The 22,490-nt window shown below is 59.1% G+C and carries 7 protein-coding genes and 1 pseudogene; 3 read left to right on the top strand and 5 right to left on the bottom strand.

What is annotated here, in order from left to right; translation table 11 throughout:
- Positions 1 to 677 precede the first annotated feature (677 nt).
- The 3 genes from VCJ09_RS13845 to ihfB all read right to left on the bottom strand — a co-directional run bounded on the left by VCJ09_RS13845 (position 678) and on the right by ihfB (position 15,949).
- A complete protein-coding gene (locus VCJ09_RS13845; protein ID WP_456107304.1) occupies positions 678 to 3,716 on the bottom strand; it encodes a hypothetical protein in 3,039 nt (1,012 codons plus the stop codon).
- Between the two features lie 577 nt (positions 3,717 to 4,293).
- Complete coding sequence (locus VCJ09_RS13850; protein ID WP_324730759.1) at positions 4,294 to 14,646, bottom strand: peroxidase family protein; 10,353 nt, start codon at positions 14,644 to 14,646, stop codon at positions 4,294 to 4,296.
- A gap of 1,018 nt (positions 14,647 to 15,664) precedes the next feature.
- Positions 15,665 to 15,949 carry an integration host factor subunit beta gene (gene ihfB, locus VCJ09_RS13855; protein ID WP_079202277.1) on the bottom strand — a complete coding sequence of 95 codons (285 nt, stop codon included), beginning with the start codon at positions 15,947 to 15,949 and terminating at the stop codon, positions 15,665 to 15,667.
- 517 nt (positions 15,950 to 16,466) lie between these two features.
- Between ihfB and VCJ09_RS13860 the strand changes: the two genes are divergently transcribed.
- Positions 16,467 to 18,017, top strand: a complete 1,551-nt coding sequence (locus tag VCJ09_RS13860) for a sensor histidine kinase (protein ID WP_324730760.1) — start codon at positions 16,467 to 16,469, stop codon at positions 18,015 to 18,017.
- Between the two features lie 120 nt (positions 18,018 to 18,137).
- Here the strand turns inward: VCJ09_RS13860 and VCJ09_RS13865 are convergent, their stop codons facing one another.
- The gene (locus VCJ09_RS13865; RefSeq protein WP_324730761.1) at positions 18,138 to 18,851 is read right to left on the bottom strand and encodes a response regulator transcription factor; all 714 of its coding nucleotides are present in this window, start codon (positions 18,849 to 18,851) and stop codon (positions 18,138 to 18,140) included.
- Positions 18,852 to 19,286: 435 nt separating this feature from the next.
- Between VCJ09_RS13865 and rpoS the strand changes: the two are divergent.
- Positions 19,287 to 20,147 (top strand): annotated as a pseudogene (gene rpoS / locus VCJ09_RS13870) (RNA polymerase sigma factor RpoS); the annotation flags it as partial.
- A gap of 118 nt (positions 20,148 to 20,265) precedes the next feature.
- On the opposite strand, the gene cysK reads toward rpoS, so the two are convergent.
- Complete coding sequence (gene cysK / locus VCJ09_RS13875; RefSeq protein ID WP_079202282.1) at positions 20,266 to 21,240, bottom strand: cysteine synthase A; 975 nt, start codon at positions 21,238 to 21,240, stop codon at positions 20,266 to 20,268.
- A 118-nt stretch (positions 21,241 to 21,358) separates the two neighbouring features.
- Here cysK and VCJ09_RS13880 point away from each other — a divergent pair, with 118 nt between their 5' ends.
- Complete coding sequence (locus tag VCJ09_RS13880) at positions 21,359 to 22,447, top strand: DUF748 domain-containing protein (RefSeq protein ID WP_324730762.1); 1,089 nt, start codon at positions 21,359 to 21,361, stop codon at positions 22,445 to 22,447.
- The last annotated feature ends 43 nt before the right edge of the window (positions 22,448 to 22,490 follow it).

Consider the following 22,490-nt stretch of genomic DNA (forward strand, 5'->3'; position numbering starts at 1 on the left):
GTCTACCCAACAACCAATCAATTTCAAAAAGTTGTTTTTTTGACGCCACAAGCGCAACACCAACCCGGAGCCGGTTGTGCAACGGGCCGAACATTGAGAATGAGTTATTTGCCCGACAAGCTGCTCAGGGGGGAGAAATCATCAGATGGGGCAAGTGAACGGTCATGTGATACCGAGGGCTAACGTCGCCTCTGTAGCCAGGGGGTCTGGGGTGACGAGAATGGGCAGGTTGCCGCACACCGATTGGGAATGGGCTCGCCCTTGAAGCGAGACAGCATCGAAGCGCTTGCTCCGAGCTATGCCCAGCAGCGGGGGCAACCTGCTGGAGGCCTGCCTGCTGTACACATACGATTTGGTGTACTCCGGGAGCTGGACTGCAGAAGATGCAGCCATCTAAATGAATGCTGGGCCCTGTCGCCGTATGTCTTAGCCTGTTACTGCTTCTGCTGTTGCTAGCCCTGTTTATGAAGCGCGTTTGTCTGTCGACTTGCACTGTACCGTCGTGGGTCGAGTTGTTCTGAGCTTTGAGTAACGTGATCTGGTTTACAGGGAGTCATCCCATAGAAGCCGTTAGCAATATCTTCTCCGCCCCTGAAATATCGGCTGAACTAAAAATGCGGTGCGAAGCCAAGCTCCACACCGCATCAGTTTATGTCTTACTTCGTGTAACGGTTTCCTCATACCGCCAGGATAAAGTCTGCTTGGGTAATGGTGGTCGCATCGTTGATACCTACCAAGCGGATGGAGCCGCCGCCGACGGACACCAAGGTGTCCGCTCCGACATCGGCGATGCTTACGTTGGCTGCGAAATTCGCAGCGGTAACACCCAGTGCCGCGATATTCAGCAGATCCTGGCCACCGACCGGGTTGGGGTCGAAGTCCATGATCAGGTCGTTGCCAAAGCCAGCGGCGAACATGAAGGTATCGTCGCCAAGACCTCCAATCAGCACGTCATCGCCGTTCCCACCAATGAGTGTGTCGTTGCCAGCCCCCCCTGCGATCACGTTATTGAGCGCGTTACCGGTACCCACGAAGTTGCCGCTACCACCGAAGAACAGGTTCTCGACGTTGGCACTCAGCGTGTAACTCGCCAGCGAGGTCCACACCGAGTCCGTGCCGGCTCCGGCACCTTCACTGACTACGTCCCCTAGATCAGTAACTTCATAGGTGTCATTACCGGCGCCGCCAGCCATGGTGTCGGCACCCGAACCGCCGATGAGCGTGTCGTCGCCGGCGCCGCCCACAATCGTGTTGTCGAGCGCGTTGCCGATGCCAGTGAAGTTGCCGCTACCGCCGAAGAACAGGTTTTCGACATTGGCACCCAGCGTGTAGCTCGCGAGCGAGGTCCATACCGTGTCCGTGCCTTCGCCGGCAAGCTCGGCCACAACGTCCCCAAGGTCGGTGACTTCATAGGTATCGTTACCGGCACCGCCGGCCATGATGTCGGCTCCCGCGCCACCAATGAGCGTGTCGTTGCCCGCGCCGCCCACGATCGTGTTGGCCAGCGCGTTGCCGATGCCCACGAAGTTGCCACTACCGACGAAGAGCAGGTTTTCGACATTGGCACCCAGGGTGTAAGTCGCGAGCGAGGTCCGCACCGTATCCGTGCCGGCTCCTGCGGCTTCGACCACCACGTCCCCAAGGTCGGTGACTTCATAGGTATCGTTACCGGCACCGCCGGCCATGATGTCGTTACCCGCACCGCCGATGAGCGTGTCGTCGCCGGCGCCGCCCACGATCGTGTTGTCGAGCGCGTTGCCGGTGCCGGTGAAGTTGCCGCTACCGCCGAAGAACAGGTTTTCGACATTGGCACTCAGCGCGTAGCTCGCCAGCGAGGTCCAGACCGTGTCCGTGCCTGCTCCTGTGCCTTCGACCACCACGTCCCCAAGGTCGGTGACTTCATAGGTATCGTTACCGGCACCGCCGGCCATGATGTCGTTACCCGCGCCGCCGATGAGCGTGTCGTCGCCGGCGCCGCCTACAATGGTGTTGTCGAGCGCGTTACCAATGCCCGTGAAGTTGCCGCTACCACTGAATATCAAGTTCTCGACATTGGCAACCAACGTGTAGCTCGCGAGCGAGGTCCGCACCGTGTCCGTGCCTTCGTCGGCAAGCTCGACCACCACGTCCCCAAGGTCGGTGACTTCATAAGTATCGTTGCCCTCGCCACCCGCCATCGTATCGGCCCCGGCACCGCCGATGAGCACATCGTTACCACGCAGCCCCTGGAGGTTGTCGTCGCCGGCGCCGCCCACGATCGTGTTGTCGAGCGCGCTGCCGATGCCGGTGAAGTTGCCGCTACCGCCGAAGAACAGGTTCTCGACATCGTCACCCAGGGTGTAGCTCGCGAGTGAGGTCCACACCGTGTCCGTGCCTTCGTCGGCAAGCTCGACCACCACGTCCCCAAGGTCGGTGACTTCATAGGTATCGTTGCCCGCGCCGCCAACCATAGTATCGGCTCCCGCGCCGCCGATGAGCGTGTCGTCGCCGGCGCCGCCCACGATCGTGTTGTCGAGCGCGTTGCCGATGCCGGTGAAGTTGCCGCTACCGTCGAAGTTCAGGTTTTCGACATTGGCACCCAGCGTGTAGCTCGTGAGCGAGGTCCGCACCGTGTCCGTACCTTCGCCGGCAAGCTCGATCACCACATCCCCAAGGTCGGTGACTTCATAGGTATCGTTGCCCGCGCCACCCGCCATGGTGTCGGCCCCGGCGCCGCCGATGAGCGTGTCGTTACCGGCGCCGCCGATGAGCGTGTCGTTGCCGGTGCCGCCGATGAGCGTGTCGTTGCCGGTGCCGCCGATGAGCGTGTCGTTGCCGGCGCCGCCGATGAGAGTGTCGTTGCCGGCGCCGCCGCCAATCGTGTTGTCGAGCTCGTTGCCGGCGCCGGTGAAGTTGCCGATGCCGCCGAAGAACAGGTTTTCGACATTAGCACCCAGGGTGTAGCTCGCGAGCGAGGTCCACACCGTGTCCGTGCCTTCGCCGGCAAGCTCGAACACCACGTCCCCAAGGTCGGTGACTTCATAGGTATCGTTGCCCGCGCCACCGACCATCGTATCGGCCCCAGCGCCGCCGATGAGCGTGTCGTTGCCTGCCCCCCCGACGATCGTGTTGTCGAGCGCGTTGCCGGTGCCGGTGAAGTTGCCGCTACCGCTGAAGTTCAGGTTTTCGACATTGGCACCCAGCATGTAGCTCGCGAGCGAGGTCCGCACCCTGTCCGTGCCTTCGTCGGCAAGCTCGACCACCACGTCCCCAAGGTCGGTGACTTCATAGGTATCGTCGCCCGCGCCGCCAACCATCGTATCGGCTCCCGCGCCGCCGATGAGCGTATCGTCGCCGGCGCCGCCCACGATCGTGTTGTCGAGCGCGTTGCCGATGCCGGTGAAGTTGCCGCTACCGTCGAAGTTCAGGTTTTCGACATTGGCACCCAGCGTGTAGCTCGCGAGCGAGGTCGACACCGTGTCCGTGCCTTCGCCGGCGCCTTCGAGCACCACATCCCCGGACTCGGTGACTTCATAGGTATCGTTGCCGGCGCCGCCGGCCATCGTGTCGTTACCCGCGCCACCGATGAGCGTGTCGGCGCCACCCAGGCCGAATATTTGGTCATCTCCCGGGGTGCCTAATAGGACGTCGTTTGCTTCTGTTCCTGTGATAAGAGCCATGAATATACCCTCGCATTGAACGAAATGGTAAACACGGTTTTGCAACGAATTGGACAAGCTGCGGGTTGAAAAGTGCGTCGTTTGGACATGATTGTTTATCGCGGCCGGAACCGAGGGACGAGCATCCGGGGCGGCGATCCTGCTACCCCAGCATGCTCTCTACGCAGCTCGCATCAGCTTTTCAGGGAGGAGGGGTTAATTGTCTTGCGGCTATTGACCTGAGTGATCAAGCGCAGCACGCACCGGTTTCCCTGTTCCCCCTCAGCGCAGAGGCTGGGGGCACCTGAAGCAAGGCGCCGAGGGTATGGCTTCCATTTTTGGGCATGTTGCATTGCTGCAATTAATCTTCGATGAGCTTAGGTAGGGGCAACCACCACCGCCGTTGCTGTGGTTGATTGCGCATACGCCGGCTGGGATCCGTCTGAACAATTGCGGCTGGCGAAAAAACATCGCGATGCAAAGCTCGCTCCTTCACCTTTGCAAGCCAGCTCAATCGTCTATTTAGGCCGGTCCAACATACCTGATTCATCATCCCTCCTTCGCTTCAGCCAGCAGTGGGTTAATAAATGCGAAGTGCGGCTTGTTACGCCGCACTTCGCAACAGCTTTTGGCCAGCTCCTGTCTCAGAGTCTCCTCATACCGCCAGGATAAAGTCAGCCTGAGTGATGGTGGTCGCATCATTGATGCCCACCAAGCGGATGGAGCCACCACCAACCGAAACCAAGGTGTCAGCACCAACATCGGCGATGACCACGTTGGCCGCGAAGTTCGCCGCGGTAACACCCAGTGCCGCGATGTTGAGCAGGTCCTGGCCGCCGACCGGGTTGGCGTCGAAGTCCATGATCATGTCATTGCCAAAGCCTGCTCCGAACATGAAGGTGTCGTTACCGAGACCACCGATCAGAGTATCGTTGCCGGCACCGCCAGTCAGAGTATCGTCACCGCTCCCGCCTACGATCACGTTATTGAGCGCGTTACCGGTACCCACGAAGTTGCCGCTACCACCGAAGAACAGGTTCTCGACGTTGGCACTCAGCGTGTAACTCGCCAGCGAGGTCCACACCGTGTCTATGCCGCCCCCTACCCCTTCGACAACTACATCGCCAAGGTCGGTGACTTCATAGACGTCGTTACCGGCGCCACCAACCATGATGTCGGCTCCCGCACCACCAATAAGTACGTCGTCACCAGCAGCGCCCACAATCGTGTTATCGAGGGCGTTGCCAATGCCGGTGAAATTGCCGCTACCACCGAAGAACAGGTTCTCGACGTTGGCACTCAGCGTGTAACTCGCCAACGAGGTCCACACCGTGTCCGTGCCGCCCCCTACCCCTTCGACCACTACATCGCCAAGGTCGGTGACTTCATAGACGTCGTTACCGGCGCCACCCACCATGATGTCGGCTCCCGCACCACCAATAAGTACGTCGTCACCAGCAGCGCCCACAATCGTGTTATTGAGGGCGTTGCCAATACCGGTGAAGTTGCCGCTACCTCCGAAGAACAGGTTCTCGACGTTGGCACTCAGCGTGTAACTCGCCAACGAGGTCCACACCGTGTCCGTGCCGCCCCCTACCCCTTCGACCACTACATCGCCAAGGTCGGTGACTTCATAGACGTCGTTACCGGCGCCACCCACCATGATGTCGGCTCCCGCACCACCAATAAGTACGTCGTCACCAGCAGCGCCCACAATCGTGTTATTGAGGGCGTTGCCAATGCCGGTGAAGTTGCCGCTACCTCCGAAGAACAGGTTCTCGACGTTGGCACTCAGCGTGTAACTCGCCAGCGAGGTCCAAACTGTATCTATGCCGCCCCCTACCCCTTCGACCACAACGTCCCCAAGCTCAGTGACTTCATAGACGTCGTTACCTGCACCGCCGATCATGATGTCGGCTCCCGCACCACCAATGAGTACATCATCTCCCTCGCCACCGTCCAGAACGTCATCCCCCCCCAACCCATTCAGCACGTCATTCCCAGCCAACCCCTGGATCTCATCAGCGAACGCCGTACCGTTCAGCACATCGTTCCCTGCCGTGCCGACAATCAAATTCGTCACCACCGAGGTGGCCACCGAGGTCACCGTCTCCAGCGTGCCAAGGTCATCGGTGTAGGTAACCACTACGCGCAGTTGCTGCCCGGTCAGCGCCAGGGTCGGGGTGAAGGTTGCGATGGTCGCGCCGGCGATGTTGCTGAAGACGCCACCGTTACCCGACTGCCACTGGAACGACAGCACCGGGTTGGCCGGGCCATCCGGGTCGGTGAAGGCTCGAGTAGCGGTCAGCAGCTGGCCGACATTCGGCGTGGTGTCACTGATCAGCATGGTGCCGACCGGTGCGTCGTTGACTGCCACTGCCGAAACCGTGGCGGTCGGGGTTGAGAACACGGTCTCCAGCACGCCGTGGGCATCCTGGTAGATGGCCTTTACCCGCAATTGCAGGCCGGCGAGATCGGCTGTCACCCGATAAGTCGGCCCGGACATACGCGTTACCTGCCCCAGGACGATGACGGTGATGTCCTCAAAGACACCGGTGCCACGGTCGACCTGCCAGAAATAGCTCACCGGCCCGGTGACTCGACCGATACCCGGATTGTCGGCATCGGTCACCCCCGCCACATTGGCCGCCAGCAAGGAGCCGACTTCCGGGGTGCTGTCGTTGATCGTGGCCAAACCTACGGGTTCTGCGTTCAGGCCATCGACCAACACAATCGACTGATCGTTGAACTGCAAGCGCTCGATACCGCGCAGCGTGTCGATGCCATCCAGGCCGACGTTGTCGATGACCGTGTAGGTACCGTTGGTGTTCTCGACCACCGTGTAGTTCGCCAGCGGTCCGGTGAACATCGCGGTGTCGAAGTTGAAGCCGCCGGAGCCGGGCAGGATTTCTCGGACGATCTGCAGTTGTCCCGGGTTGTAGGTTCTGTTCATCATGAACGGGATCAGCGGAACCATGCTGTCGAAGGTGGCGATCTCAGGTCCTGTTGGCAGGCCATTGGCGTCGACACCGGCGCGTACGCTGATGCGTACGTTGAGCCACTTGTCACCATCGATCAGGTCGTTGCCGCCGCGGCCTTCGATGATGTCACTGCCATCGCCGCCGAGGAGAATGTTGCCGCCATCGAAGAAGGTCTGACCGGCTCCCAGCATGTTGTCGAGGAACGCCTGCAGGCCATTGATCAAGCCGATATTGGTCAGCACGCTGCCATAGGCACCGGCCGCGGCGAGCGTGGTCGGTGTCGAGTTATCGCCATGCAGAATGTCGCCGTACGCCGAGCCAGATAGCCCTTCCATCAGTTGGAAACGGGTCAAAATCGAACCACTAGCCCCTGGCACCGGTACTTGATCGAAGAGGATATTGTCCATATCGACCTCGACACCACCCAGCGCATTCTTGAAGGTGGCCCAGTCGTAACCAGAGCCGCCAATGTAACGGTCCCCCTCGCCGGCGCTACCGACCATGATGTCGTCGCCGCCTTCGCCATTGAACTTGTCGGGGCCAGCGTCGCCGATGAACACATCGTTACCGATTACATTGTCCCGCCCGAACGGGTCGAAGTTGTCGCCCGGCGAGCCGTCGGCGGTGCCTCCCTCTAGCCAGTCGTCGCCTTCGTTACCCATATCCTGCTCGTTGGCGCGACTGCCGAGGATGAAGTCATTACCTCCGCCGCCTGAGGCTTCTGATGCGTCCTCACCGGTGATGATGAAGTCCTGGCCAAAGCCACCGAAGATCAGGTTGATGCCAGGACCACCCTGAATCACATCGTTGCCATCGTCGCCGTGAATGACATCGTCGCCGCCGATGTCGGTGATGATGTCGTCACCGCTGCCACCGAACAGCATGTCATTGCCGTAACCTCCGTCGATCCAGTCATTGCCCGCGTCACCATAGACGGTGTCATCGTCACTGGAACCCGCGATCAGGATGTCATCGCCGGGTGTGCCGCCGAGCACCACGGTCGCTGCACCGGTGTAGCGCAGGTAGTTCGAGTCTGGCCCCGGAGTGTTGGGATTGTCGCGAATCACCAGCGGGATGAGCGGATTGCTGCCCAATGGATCGGCATTGCCCAAGCCCGCATTGAACTGTTTGCTCTGGTCGACCTCAAGGATCAACTCAGGGGTCAGGAACACCAGGCCCGAGAGGTGAGTGGCATTGGTATTGGCCATGATCAAACGGGCGAACGAGTTGTTCTCCAACTCGGTGCCGAAGTTAAGCCCAGCCGTGCGGTTCAGGTAGTAGAAGCGGTCGCCGTCCTGCAGCTTTTCGAGTTGGTTCTCGAAGACGAAATTGAAGGTCGAGCCGAGCAGGCCGCCGAACGGCTGCTGCTTCTCGGCCAGGCCGCCGATCCAGAAGTCGATGGCATCGACACCGGTGGTGGTCACCCCCGCTACGTTGGCATAGATACCCGCACTGTTGAGGAAGGCCATGCGGTCGGCATCATCGGCGGTGAAGGTGCGCTCGGTTCCGCCCACCCCTCCGGCGTTGATCACCGCGCTGCCGCCCATCACCAGTGCGGTCGCCACCGCGCGCATTTCGACCAATGTATTCACATCGGTTGCTAGCAACTCGGCATGGGTACCGTAGGCGGCAATGAAGTTGATCACCGACTCGGCATGCTTGAGGTGCTGCAGCAGGTCGACCCAACTGATGTAAGGCTTCAGTTGGGCGTCACCGGTCGCGGCGTAGAACTCCCGACGTACCGCGTTGAACGATGGAATGCCGGTGTCGCGACCACGGGCAATATTGATCGCCGCCAAGTCGAGCGGCAGACCGACCAGGTTGTTACGCAGGGCGTCGGTGATGAACTCGTCGATTTCGTTGCCAACCTGACGGGTCACACCACGGACAATGGCGCCAGCCGCCTCATCAGGGGTCAATCCATTCGGAGCAAACTCCAATGGGTTGAGGAAAGCCGCGATCAAGCCGATCTCGCTGGAAGCGAAGTTCGGATCGAGGCGATCGATGGTCTCGAGCAACATCGAGTGGCCGAAGCGATACACCGTATGGGCAAATTCGGCGACGATCGAGGCATCGATTGCAGTGTCATACACCTGATTCGGCGCGAAGAACGGATCTACCAGCGGTGATATCTTGCGCGCGAACTCCTCGAACACCAGGTGTTGATACTGCATCTCGGTGCCGAACTTCGCTGCCTGGAACAACCGCTCGCCGTTCCATTGCAGGGCATCGATCTGCACCTGGCTGGCCGGCAGTGAGACCGGTGCGGTGCCGGGTAGCAGCCACTCGGCGAGGAAGGTCAAATCATTCTGGGCGAGTACGATTTCCTTGGTCTGATCAATCAGCCGATTGTGCTCGGAGTGGAAGATGTGGTGCACGGCGGTTAAGCCGATGTTCTCGTTGACCCGGCCGTCGCCGGCGATGTAATGCGCGTCGAGCAACTCGTTGTCGTAGGTGCCCGGCTCGGACAAGCCCACCACGCTGTCACTGTCCGGCGCCAAAACACCGCCAACGAACACCGGCACCGCATTGTGGGCGATGTCGACCAGGAACTGGTGACCGGTGCGCACGGCATCGGTCAGGTCGATCGGGGCCAGCGGGTTGCCTTCCACCAGCACATCATCTGCGGTGCCGGCAATGCCGTCGGCGCCCTTCATCACCACCTGCGGGAAACCATTAGGCCCCTTGATGAAATTGCCATAAGCATCGGTGGCGAGCAGTGGAATGTTGTCGACGTCGGCATCCGTCAGGTTGATGCCGAGCATGTCGCGTGCTTGCGCCTTGACCACCTTCCAGGTGGCCATGCCGCCGATCACGTTATCGTCGGCAGTGCCGAACTGGCCGTCGACACCGAGGTCGCGGTTGACAATCAGCTTACCGGTGGCAACCGGCGCACCAGCGCCATTCGCCTCATAAGCGCGCAGGAACACCTGCTGCGAGGCATGCGAACCGTAGGTCTGGTTCTGGTCGACGAACGGCGAGTCGGTGTTGCTGTGCTCGTGAATGTCGTCGGCAGTACCGAGGATGCCATCCGGTCCCGGCAGGTTGGTGGCCCGGGTCAACACCATAAAATTAGGTGCCCCCGGAGCCGGGTTGAACAGTGGATCGTCCGGCTGCAGCGGTATGAACACCGTACCGCTGCCGCCCTTGGTCACCAGGTCCAGGCCGTGGTCGAAGAACTGGCCGAAGAAGGTCATCCACTGGTTGAACGGCGCGGTGAAACCGGCGTCCGGCGTCACATTGGGGATGAAGTTGACCAGGGTGTCGTCGGCGGTACCAAAGATACCGTCCAGGCCGGGGCTGACGACAAGCTGCGAGCCAGGATTGGCCGCCGCAGCCGCCAGCGCCGCGGGGTTGTTATTGGTCTGATCGACGATCAGGTTACTGATGGTGCGCGGCTGCGAATCCTGCACAAGGCCGCTGGTCTGGCTATACGAGGTAGGCGTTACGCCATCGCCGCCCAACGAGGGCGACAAGGGCTGCGCGTTGTTAAACACCGGATCGGTCAAGCGCGGGAACACCGTGTCGGCCGCACCGTAGCCGCTTTGCTTGGTCACCAGGTTATTGAAGGAGCCATCAACGGTGCGCAAGCCATACGGCACTTCAATGTTCGGCAGCAGGTTAAGCAGGTCTTCGCCGGCTACTTGCCGCTCCGAAATACGGATCTGATCAAGAATGAAATCGAGGTCGGCGCGAATGAAATGCACGCCGGCACCACCGCTAAAAACCTCAGTAACAATAGGCGCAGGTGCCGGCGCAGGAGTAGGTGCGTCGATAACCACCGCGCTCGGCGCCGAGAAAGCCTGCTCCAGCACGCCGTGGCCATCGGTGTAGACCGCCCTGACGCGCAGCGCGAAGCCGACCAGATCCGCTGTCACCTTGAAGGTCGGGCCCGTTACGCTGAGAAAGCCGCCACCGAAGGCCGATTTGATGTCTTCATAAATACCGCTACCCGGCACTGCCTCAAACTGCCAGACGTAGGAGATACCTCCGCTGATCGTCCCGCCCGGATTGCCTACATTAATATTGTCGCCGTCACTGACGCCGGCAGCCGACACGCGCAACAGTTGCCCCTTGGCCGGGGTGTTGTCCACGGTATTGGTGGCGGCATCGAGGATGGTCAACTGCCCCACTGGCTCGGCGTTCAAGCCCGGAGCCAGCACCAGTGCCTGATCGTTGAACTGAATCCGTTCGATATTGCGCAGCGTATCGACGCCGTCGCCATTGATCAGGGTGTCTGCAACGGTATAGGTGCCGTTGGCATTTTGCGTAACGATGTATTCCGACATCAAGCCGGTGTACACCGCCGTATCGAACCCCCCTGATCCCGCGAGGAGCTCACGAACGATCACCAGTTGTCCGGGGTTGTAGGTGCCGTTGAGCATCAGCGGAACCATCGGCACCATGCTGGTATAGCTGGCAATTTCGGCCCCGCTACCGTCGATATTGGCCCGCACGCTGATCCGCACACTCAGCGATTTGTCACCGTCGATCAAGTCGTCGCCGCCACGGCCCTCGATGATGTCACTGCCATCGCCGCCCAACAGAATGTTGCCGGCGCCGAACGAGGTTTGCCCGGCACCGAGCATGCTGTCGAGGAATGCCTGCATGCCGTCGATCAGGGCGATGTTGGTCATCACGCTGCCATAGGCACCGGCGGTGGCGATAAAGGTCGCGTCGGCATTGTCGCCAATCAAGACGTCGTTGAACTTCGAGCCCGACAGCCCTTCGATCTGTTCGAAGCGATCCAGGACAGAGCCGTTCGACGCCGGCAGCGCCGGTACATTGACGAAGCGGAAATTCATATCGGCAAACACGCCGGTTTTATCGCTTTGATAGGTGACCCAGTCGAAACCGGACATGCCGCCATAGCGATCCTCGCCCTGGCTGCCGACCATGATGTCGTCGCCACCCTCGCCGATGAATTCGTCGAAGCCACCACCGCCGATAAACACATCGTTGCCGATAATCTGATCACGGGCGAACGGATCGAAGTTATCGCCGGGCGCACCGTCCTGGCTGCCGATCTCGATCCAGTCGTCGCCTTCGTTACCGGCCATCTGCCCGTTGACCTTGGCGCCGAGGATGAAGTCATTACCAGGGCCACCGAACACCTCGGAAATGTCTTCACCGGTGACGATGAAGTCATTGCCCGTCCCGCCGAAAATCAGGTTGAGGCCATTGCCGGCATGGATGACGTCGTTGCCGGCATCGCCGTGGATCACGTCGTCGCCACCGATATCGGTGATGATGTCGTCGCCGTCGCCACCAAACAGCAGGTCGTTGCCGTAGCCGCCCTCGAGGCGGTCATTGCCGGCGTCGCCATAGAGGGTGTCGTCGTCGCTGTCGCCGGCAATCAGGATGTCATCGCCGGCCGTACCGCCGAGCACCACAGTGGCGCTACCGGTGTAGTGCAGGTAATTCGAGTCAGGCCCCGGTGTGTTGGGGTTATCGCGAATCACCAACGGCATCAGCAAATTGCCGTTTGACGGATCGGCGCTGCCCAGCCCCGCATTGAACTGCTTGCTCTGATCGACCTCAAGGATGAAGTCCGGGGTCAGGAAGATGTTGCCCGGCAGATGCCTGGCGGTGGTATTGAGCATCACCAACTGAGCAAAGGAGTTGTTCTCCAGCTCGGTGCCGAAATTGAGCCCCGCAGTGCGCGACAGGTAATAGAAGCGGTCGCCGTTCTGCAAGGCCTCCAGCTGAGTCTCGAAGACGAAGTTGAAGGTCGAACCGAGCAACCCACCGAACGGCATCTGCTGCTCGGCCAGGCCGCCGATCCAGAAATCCACCGCATCCAGACCGGTGATGGTGACACCGCCAGGTCCGCTGACCCAAACCCCGGTGCTATTGAGGAAGTCGAGCCGATCCGCCGGCGCACCGGCGCCGCCGAGCACGATGGCGGTGGCAGCGGCACGCTTGCCGTCGAGCGTTGTCGCCGAGGTAATGCTCGCGTGGGTGCCGTAGGCGGCGATGAAGTTGATCAAGGATTCGGGGTGTTTCATGTGCATCACGAAATCGGCCCAGCTGGTATAGGGTGTCAGCTGGCTGTCGTGGGTCATCTCGTAAAAAGTCTTGCGCGCCGCGTTCAGTGATGGGATGCCGGTGTCACGGCCGCGGGCCAGGTTAATCGCGGCCAGGTCGAGTGGCAGGCCCAGCACGTTGTTACGCAAGGCCTCGGTGACGAACTCATCGATCTCGTTACCGACCTGACGGGTCACGCCACGCACAATGGCGCCGGCAGCCTCGTCAGGAGTCGGGCCACTGTTGGCAAACTCCAGCGGGTTGAGGAAGGCCGCGATCAGGCCGATCTCGCTTGAGGCGAAGTTTGGATCGAGGCGATCGATGGTCTCAAGCAGCATCGAGTGGCCGAAGCGATACACCGTATGCGCGAACTCGGCAACGATCGATGGATCAACCTGGGTGTCGTAGCCATTCGGCGCGAGGAAGATATCGACTTGTGGCGAGACAGTCCGGGCAAACTCCTCAAACACCAAGTGCTGATACTGCATTTCAGTGCCGAATTTCGCCGCCGCGAACAACCGCTCACCGTTCCACTGCAGGGCGTTTATCTCAGCTTGGGTCGTCGGCAGTGAAACCACTGGCGTCAGCAACCACTGATTGAGAAAAGCCAGGTCATTCGACTGCAGCGCCACGCTCTTGCTCACCTCGACCAGTCGATTGTGCTCGGAGTGGAAGACGTGATGCACAGTTGTCAGGCCGATATTCTCGTTTACCCGGCCATCGCCAGCGATGTAGTGCGCGTCGAGCAATTCGTTGTCGTAGAAACCTGCGGCTACCGGCCCGCCGGCTACGCTGTCGGCATCCGGTGTAAGCATGTTGCCGGCCTGACCCACCGGCACGGCGTTGTGGGCGATGTCGATCAAAAACTGGTGACCCGTGCGCACGGCATTGGTCAGGTCGACTGGAGCCAGTGGATTGCCTTCAACCAGCGTGGTGCCGTCGTCGGCATCGCCGAGGATGCCGTTGGCGCCAGGGGTACGCATCACTACCTGCGCATAACCGTTCGGCCCTTTGATGAAATTGCCGTATTGATCGGTGGCCAGCAGCGGCACGTTGTCGAAGTCGGCGTCGGTCAGGTTGATCCCGAGCAGGTCACGGGCTTGCGCCTTGACCACCTTCCAGGTCGCCATGCCACCGATTTCGCTATCGTCGGCAGTACCAAACTTGCCATCGGCACCCAGGTCGCGATTGGTGATCAGCTTGCCAGTGGCCACCGGCGCACCGGAACTGTTGAGTTGATAGGCGCGCAGAAATACCTGTTGCGAGGCATGCGAGCCGTAAGTCTGGTTCTGGTCGACAAAGGGCGAAGTAGTGTTTGCCTGCTCGTGGATGTCGTCGGCAGTACCCAGGATGCCGTCCGGGCCGGGCAAATTGGTGGCCCGGGTGAGCACCATGAAGTTGGTCGGGCTACCCGGTACGTAAAGCGGGTCATCCGGCTGCAACGGTATGAATACGGTGCCACTACCGCCTTTGGTCACCAGATCGAGGCCGTGGTCGAAGAACTGGCCAAAGAAGGTCATCCACTGGTTGAACGGCGCAGTCAGACCGAAGTCCGGCTTGATGTTCGGGATAAAGAAGACATCGGTATCGTCGGGCGTGCCAAATACGCCATCCAGGCCGGGACTGACAACAGTGGTGCCCCCAGGATTACCCGCCGCGGCAGCAACCGCTGCCGGGTTATTGGCGGTCTGATCGACGATCAGGTTGCTGATGATGCGCGGCTGTGAGTCGATCACCAAACCACTGGCCTGGCTGTAGGAGGTGCCCGCCTCCGCCGGGTTGAATACTGGCGGGGTCAGGCGCGGAAAAATCGTGTCGGCGGCGCCGTAGCCGTTCTGCCCGGTCAAGAGATTGTTGTAGCTCCCGTCGATGGTGCGAAGGCCCCAGGGCACTTGTACGTTAGGCAGCAAATCGAGGAGATCACCACCAGCGGCATGCGCTTCGGAAATGAGGATCTGCTGAAGAATGAACTCAAGATCGGACTTGATGAAGGTGGCCATGGCTGTTACCTCAATGCTCAAAGCGCGGAAGCGCAAAAACAGAAAGCCACGGACGTGCATCGACCTCGCAAAGGCGTGGCTCAGCGTTGCAATTCAGAAAATGGCTAATGCCAGGGATAGGACCAAACGCTCTCTACACCGATAGCCTGTGCTGATCAGCGCCCAACATGATTTGGCTTTATCCCATCAACGCCGAAACAAGGCTCGGCGTTGAGCCTCAGGCATAGGGTGGTCCACGGAGTTGTGGATCGAAGAAATGCCCTAGCAATGAAAGCTGTGCTTTCAGGTGACGCGAAACACTGTTCATAGTGTGTCTCTTCCGTCGGTGGCTGGCATAAGCCACTGCGCCCTCTCCTGCGCAATATGCTTCGTCAGCAATCACTCACGCCTAGACTAAAGTCCGGGAAGTGGACCATGTCAATATATCGCCAATAAATATTTTCTTACCAATGCGATATCGCAAGCGACTGATTTATATCACGAATATTAAAAAACAAATTGCTAGCAAAAAATAACAAACTTTTCACATTTAACTAACGAATTTTTCACAACTCACTAACTAACTCTTCACATTTAATCAGCTAGATGTGAAATTTTCCTGCTGTGGTGCCTCACTTAGTTACACTCCGCTTCCGCGGCCGCCCTGGTTTATGGCTTATGGCTTATGTTGAAGTCCACTATTTAGCTTTACCGATTCGACGCATATGCCATCCAGGCGTTATGCAACCTGATAATCAGCAGAATCAGCAGTAAATAGGAAGAACACATCTGGCTGACGGCGCCATTGCTACTGACAGGCCAGCGGGTACGCACTAGGGAAGTGTGTGAGGAGAGGTGCGCGGCCACCGTACTAGGGACCACCAGCTCATAGAAGGAGGGCACTGCAGATCTTTGCCGACAGCTCAGCGCGTTAGCAAAGGGGCATCAGAAGCGGAAATATCGATAGCTAACCAGGGAAAGACCGAGAACATCAGCACATTGAGCCCACTTCAGTGGGTTCAGCACCTTGCAAGCGACTCTACTCGTCCTCGTTGACCCGATCGCGCAGCTCCTTACCCGGCTTGAAATGCGGCACGAACTTGCCATCCAGTGGTACCGACTGGCCGGTTTTTGGGTTACGGCCCACGCGAGGGGCGCGGTAGTGCAGCGAGAAACTGCCAAAGCCGCGAATTTCAATGCGGTCCCCCGTAGCCAATGCCTGGGACATCTGCTCCAGCATGGTCTTGATGGCCAGCTCGACATCTTTGTTTGAGAGCTGCCCCTGATGGGTGACGATCCTTTCGATCAACTCCGACTTGGTCATGGTTTTCCCTTCTTTTTCAAGCGGCTAGATCACTCGATAGACTTGTTTTAGCATGCTGATCAGCATTTGAACAGCCCATAAAACAATGGATTTCGGCTGAGTGACTCGGCGCCCCTCCACCCACGCGTGAGCAGATTGATCTGGCGTCGCCGCCTGCTGCAGGAGCACCGCCAGGTCACTCCTGCATGAATCAAGCAGGTTGACCCGGCAAATGGCCGCCATCCCTCCCCCTGATCGGTGCGACGCAGCCGCTATTGATGGCTAGTGAGGAGCCAAAAGCCGCGCCACGCGGACTCCCTTGCCTGCGCAAATTCTGTGGCTGAACTAGTCTTAAGGATCAAGGCGTGTATGCGGATCTCTGGTTGGCCCCAGACACGGACGGTGCGGCATCAGCGCAGGCGCGAATCGTGTCAGGTGTGCTCCAGTAGCCTGGGCAATCGTGTGTCTGGCGGCAGATCAAGCGATCAAGCGCCTGTGTCTGGTTGCGCTAATGCAAGAGCATTCAGGAGCCGTGTGGATGTCCATCGAGGAGAATATCGCATCCCCATCTCAGGCCTTACCACCAAAGGCCAGCCAGGGCGTATCCGGATCGAGTTCGGCGCCTACGTTGAATTCGCGCCTGCCGGGGTGGCAAAGGGTATGCGCAGCACTGCGCCGCTTGAGTCGCTCGAGTCAATTCGTCATTGCCGCGTCGATCATTCTGGGGTTGACCATGACCTTCGTCGGCAACCTCGTCAGTAAGACCATCGAACGCTCGGCAGTGCAGGCGGCAGCAGATACTGGCGCCTTGTACATGACCACCTTCCTCGAGCCCTATGTACAGGATCTGACAACGACCAGCAGCCTTTCCGTGCAGACGGCTCAAGCCATTGACCACCTGATGACCAGCCCCACGCTGAGCGCTCATGTGATCTCGGTGAAAATCTGGAGCCCGGACGGCACAATTCTTTACAGCACCAACAAGGACCTGGTGAACAAGTCGTTTTCGACAACGGAGATCGCCCTGGCATTACAGGGAAAAACGGTAACGGAATGGGGCGAGCTGAACGAAGAAGAAAATAGCTATGAACGCAGTCTGGGCATTCCTCTCTATGAGATTTATGCCCCACTGCGCGAGTTCGGCACGGGCCGAATCATTGCCGTTGGCGAGTTCTACGAACTGGCGGAAGTGCTTGAGCAAGAAATAAATCAGGTCCGTCGGGAAGTGTGGGTCATCGTTGGCACCGCTACCGTCTCGATGTTGTTGCTACTGTTCGCCATCGTGCACCGTGGCGAACGGATCATCGTACGGCAACAGCAGGCGCTCAGCGAACACATGCATGAACAGGCCCTGCTGCATGCAAAGAATATCGGCCTGCAGCGTAAAATCACCACCGCAAACCAGGCATTCTCGCGCATCAACGAACTCACCTTGCGCCGTATCGGCGCAGACCTACATGACGGACCCGCCCAGTTGCTGACCCTGATCCTGGTCAGGGTCGATGAGCTCAACACCGTGCAAGGGCGCAACAACAAGAACGGAGCCCAACCGGAAGGAGATGCACTTGAGACAATAAGAAATGCCGCTCAGGACGCACTTCGAGAGGTTCGCGAAATTTCCCGTGGCTTGGCCCTGCCAGAAATCAACGGTATGAGCTTGCGCCAGGAGCTGGAGCTCGTGGTACAGCGACATCGACAGCGAACCGAAACCGAGGTCGATCTCACCTGCATAGCGCTGCCAGAAAACGTGCCGGCACCGCACAAGGTCTGTATCTATCGTTTTATCCAGGAAGCGTTGAACAATTCCTATCGTCATGCCGACGCCAAGGGCCAGGCCGTCCTCGTGTCCTATGCCCGGGGGCTGCTGACCATCCAAGTGACCGATACCGGGGACGGCATGGAGAGCGACAGACTGATGGCCACAAGTGAAGGCAGGACGCGTCTGGGCTTGGCCGGTATGCGCTACCGCGTAGAGTCGCTGGGAGGGAAGTTCCACATCCAATCCATGCCCGGCGCTGGCACCGGGGTATGCGCGCAATTCAAGCTGGGCTACCGAAACAAGCGTCCCTCTGAGGCGACTAGCGTCTAGGCGCCTGTCCGAGAATACCAAGCTTGTCGCTTGAGCCGCTCCGCGCCAACTGAGCCACACGAAGCCCAACAGATTAATGGGGAATCAATGGCTACTCTTCCGACAACCGGCTAGTGGCACCTAATCCATACCACTGCCTGGCGGGAAGGGCATCAGTCGCTGGCTGGCCTGACGCTGCCTGACTCGCGATGTTTGCTGACTATCCCAGTGGTGCCTGATAGCCGTGACCGCCTCAACCCGATTACGCACATGGAGCTTTTGCATCACGCTGGTCATGTAGTGCTTAACGGTTTTTTCGCTCAGCGAGAATTTCTCGGCAACTTCGCGGTTGGTCAACCCGTTGGCGACCTCACGGATGATTTGCTCCTCGCGGTGGGTAAGTTCAGCAATACCCTTTTCATCGTCGTTCTGCTTCTTGAGGTTGCTGATCAGCTTGCTGGCAAAACCTGGGGTGATAAAGGTTTGTCCCAGCGCCACGCTCTTAATCGCCTGCACCAGTTCCGGCCCGCTTATACCTTTGAGCACATAACCTTTGGCACCAGCCTCCAAAGCGGCGTAAGCATCGTCTTCGGATTCGGACACAGTCAACATCAAAACCTTGACCGTTGGCGTCTCTATAACGATGGAACGCACGGCAGCAAAGCTGTCACCGGGCATGTTCACGTCCATCAACATCACGTCCGGCGTGTGTTTGCTGGCAATAGCTTTGGCTTCATCGGCAGAACCACCCTGCTCCACCACCTCGAACTCGGCAACTCTCCTGAGCGCCGCAGCGACGCCCTGCCTCAAGAGCGGATGATCGTCGACTATGCAAATCCTTATTCTGGAACTCATTAATCGTTCCTCCGTCGCCCCGAACTTTTGACGTGAGTGCAAGCACTTGCCGTACCGCAACGACTTGCCTCTAACAGCCTGCGACCTCCTCACCTGCCGCGAAATCACGCGCGCGACAGCATCAGAGCGGTCATTACCTGTACACCTAGCCAAAACTCGATCAGACCATAGTCCAGTACTTATAGCAGACCAAGGTCGCACAATTTGACTCGACTTCCGAATCTTCCCGCTAAGCAGGTACTGCTACATCTTAAGGTCTAAAGGAATATCTGGATAAATAACATGACCTTAATATTCGGAACTGACCTTGCTGTTGACCAACGCCAACAACCTGGCGCCTCTAGCAGTTACGCCAATCAGCCTCCCTCGAAGAAGGCTGCAGCAGCTTCCCTCACGCCGGGCAAGTACAGGCTCAATCCTGCAAAGCCCAATTCTGCAAAGGATCATAAATCCATCGATTTCACCCAGGCCCTTGATGCAACTCGCCTGTATTTGAATGAAATCGGATTTTCCTCGCTGCTCACCCCGCAGGAAGAGCAACACTTCGCTCGCCTGACAAAGCAAGGCGATGCGCAGGCACGCCAACGTATGATCGAGGGCAACTTGCGCCTAGTGGTGAAGATTGCTCGTGGCTACCTCAATCGCGGTCTGTCCCTGCTAGATCTGATCGAAGAAGGCAATCTCGGCCTGATCCATGGGGTGGACAAGTTCGACCCCGAACTTGGTTATCGTTTCTCGACCTATGGCACTTGGTGGATTCGCGAAGCCATCGAGCGAGCGCTGATGAATCAGACTCGTACCATCCGCTTGCCGACCTATATCGTCAAGAGGCTCTACGCATACCTCGCCGCGGGTCGCGAACTGACGCGCAAGCTCGATCATGACCCCTCGAGCGCAGAGATCGCCAACCTCATGGAAAAAAACGTCAGTGAGATCGAGGGCATACGCGACTTGAATATTCGCGTGGCTTCGTTGGACACAACGCTCGGCTCTGAGAAGCCCCTGCTGGACACGCTTCCTGACGAACACCCTAACGACCCGTGCGAGTTGGTACAGGACAGCGAGTTGGCACACAGCATCAGGGAGTGGCTGGCGGAACTCACCGAGAGACAGAGTGAGGTGGTCATACGCCGCTTCGGTTTGCGTGGCAATGAGGAGGAGTGCACGCTGGAGGAAATGGGCCAGAGCATCGGTCTAACACGCGAGCGGATCAGGCAGATTCAGGCCGTGGCACTCAAGCGCCTGCGGACCATTCTTGAGAGAAATGGTCTTTCCAGCGCCGCATTGTTCGAATAACAACCTGCGACGTGGAAAGCGTCGCGATCAATACACCAACGCCCCGCAGGTTACGGGGCGTTGGTTTGAAGCTGTCGGGAAAATAGCTCTGCGCAACGCCGCAATTTCCTTACCGCCCTTACTGCAGCAGTTCCTGATCGCTGAACATGTCGCTGAACAACATACTCGACAAGTAGCGTTCGCCAGAGTCCGGCAGAATGACCACGATGGTTTTGCCCTGCATCTCCGGCTCGACGGCGATGCGCAGGGCTGCGGCCATGGCTGCGCCGCAAGAAATACCGCAAAGGATGCCCTCCTCACGCATCAGACGTAACGCCACTGCCTTGGAATCCTCGTCGCTGACCTGCTCGACGCGATCGACCATGGCCAGGTCGAGGTTGTTCGGCACGAAGCCGGCGCCGATGCCCTGGATTTTGTGCGGACTGGGCTTGAGTTCCTCGCCGGCGATGGTCTGGCTGATCACCGGCGAGCTGATCGGCTCGACCGCCACGGAGAGAATCGGCTTGCCCCGGACTTGCTTGATATAACGCGACACGCCGGTAATGGTACCGCCGGTGCCGACGCCGGAGACCAACACATCGACCGCGCCATCGGTGTCGTTCCAGATTTCCGGGCCGGTGGTTGTTTCGTGGATCGCCGGATTGGCAGGGTTGTTGAACTGTTGCGGCATGAAGTACTTGGCGGGATCGGAGGCGGCGATTTCCGCAGCCCGTTCAATGGCGCCTTTCATGCCCTTGGCCGGCTCGGTGAGCACCAGTTCGGCGCCCAGGGCCTTGAGCACCTTGCGCCGTTCCAGGCTCATCGATGCGGGCATGGTCAGCAGCAGTTGGTAGCCGCGCGCCGCCGCAACGAAGGCCAGGCCGATGCCGGTATTGCCCGAGGTCGGTTCGACGATGGTCATACCAGGTTTGAGCACACCACGCTCCTCCGCATCCCAAACCATGCTGGCGCCAATCCGGCATTTCACCGAATAGGCCGGGTTACGCCCTTCGATCTTGGCCAGGATGGTGACACCCGCAGGGCCAAGGCGGTTGATCTTGACCAGCGGGGTGTTGCCGATGGTTTGTGCGTTGTCAGCGAAGATGCGGCTCATGGCGAGATCCTTATGCGCGTTCTGCGGAAAATTTAAGAGCCTAAGACGAGCAAGCGCAGCAGTCCAGCTCAGCGCATGAAGGCTACACTCCAGACCACCCACGTTAGTTTTTTTATTTATGAGAAACCGCTACGGTGTTCCCATCCGGCTCACGCTCGGCCTCCTTGTAGTCTTGCTGGCCGCGCACATCGTCCTGCCCTATTTAGTGCGGTATTACCTCAATACCCAGCTTGCCCACATGGGTGACTACCGCGGGCACATTAACGATATTGACTTGGCCCTGTGGCGTGGTGCCGGTCGGGTCGAGGGCCTGACTATCGTCAAAATCGACGGTCAGGTGCCGGTACCTTTGCTCAAGGTCCCGGGGGCCGAGCTGGCACTGAGCTGGAGCTCGCTCTGGCACGACCAGGCGATTGTCGGGCGGATGACCCTGGAACACCCTGAGCTGAACTTCGTCGATGGCCGCACGGCGCAGCAATCACAGACCGGTGCAGGGGTGGACTGGCGCGCTCGGTTGGAAGCCCTGATACCAATCACCCTCAACGAAGTGCATGTGCAAGATGGTCGCGTGGCTTTTCGCAACTTTCAGTCAACCCCCCCGGTGAACCTGCAGGCCGCAGCGGTCAACGCCAGCCTCTACAACCTGTCCAATGTCCGCGATGTCCAGGGCAAGCGAGTGGCCCACTTCGAGGGCCGCTCACAAGTGCTCGGCCAGGCACTGCTGGAAGCCACAGCCGACTTCGACCCGTTCGGCACTATGGACGAACTCGAACTGCATCTGCGCGTCACCGATGTCGAACTGACGCGCTTGAACGACTTCGCTCGCGCCTACGGTAAGTTCGACTTCGTCACCGGCAGCGGAAATCTGGTGATCGAGGCCCAAGTGGTCGATGGCCAGCTGCATGGCTATGTCAAACCACTGCTGCATAACGTCGAGGTATTCGACTGGCAGCAGGACGTGGCGCAGGAAAAGAAAAATCTGTTCCGCTCGCTCTGGGAGGCCGTGGTTGGCGGCAGCCAGACGCTGTTGAAGAACCAGCGCGCGGATCAGTTTGCCACCCGCATCGAACTCTCCGGCAGCCTGCGCCAGCGGGAAATCAGCCCGCTGCAAGCCTTTATCGCGATTCTGCAGAACGCCTTCGTTCAGGCCTTGAGCCCCAGTTTCGAGCGCCCCCTGATTGATTCCGATCAAGACGAGCATCAGTAGCCTGCCCGCGGCTCATTCAGTGACTGAATGAGCCGCCTGAGTT

The sequence above is a fragment of the Pseudomonas paeninsulae genome (genome assembly GCF_035621475.1).
Lineage (GTDB): Bacteria > Pseudomonadota > Gammaproteobacteria > Pseudomonadales > Pseudomonadaceae > Aquipseudomonas > Aquipseudomonas paeninsulae.

Excerpts from the sequence above, each read along its gene's own strand:
- VCJ09_RS13880 (WP_324730762.1), top strand. The coding sequence starts at position 21,359 with ATGAGAAACCGCTACGGTGTTCCCATCCGGCTCACGCTCGGCCTCCTT.
- VCJ09_RS13850 (WP_324730759.1), bottom strand. The coding sequence starts at position 14,646 with ATGGCCACCTTCATCAAGTCCGATCTTGAGTTCATTCTTCAGCAGATC.
- VCJ09_RS13865 (WP_324730761.1), bottom strand. The coding sequence starts at position 18,851 with ATGAGTTCCAGAATAAGGATTTGCATAGTCGACGATCATCCGCTCTTG.
- ihfB (WP_079202277.1), bottom strand. The coding sequence starts at position 15,949 with ATGACCAAGTCGGAGTTGATCGAAAGGATCGTCACCCATCAGGGGCAG.
- VCJ09_RS13860 (WP_324730760.1), top strand. The coding sequence starts at position 16,467 with ATGTCCATCGAGGAGAATATCGCATCCCCATCTCAGGCCTTACCACCA.
- cysK (WP_079202282.1), bottom strand. The coding sequence starts at position 21,240 with ATGAGCCGCATCTTCGCTGACAACGCACAAACCATCGGCAACACCCCG.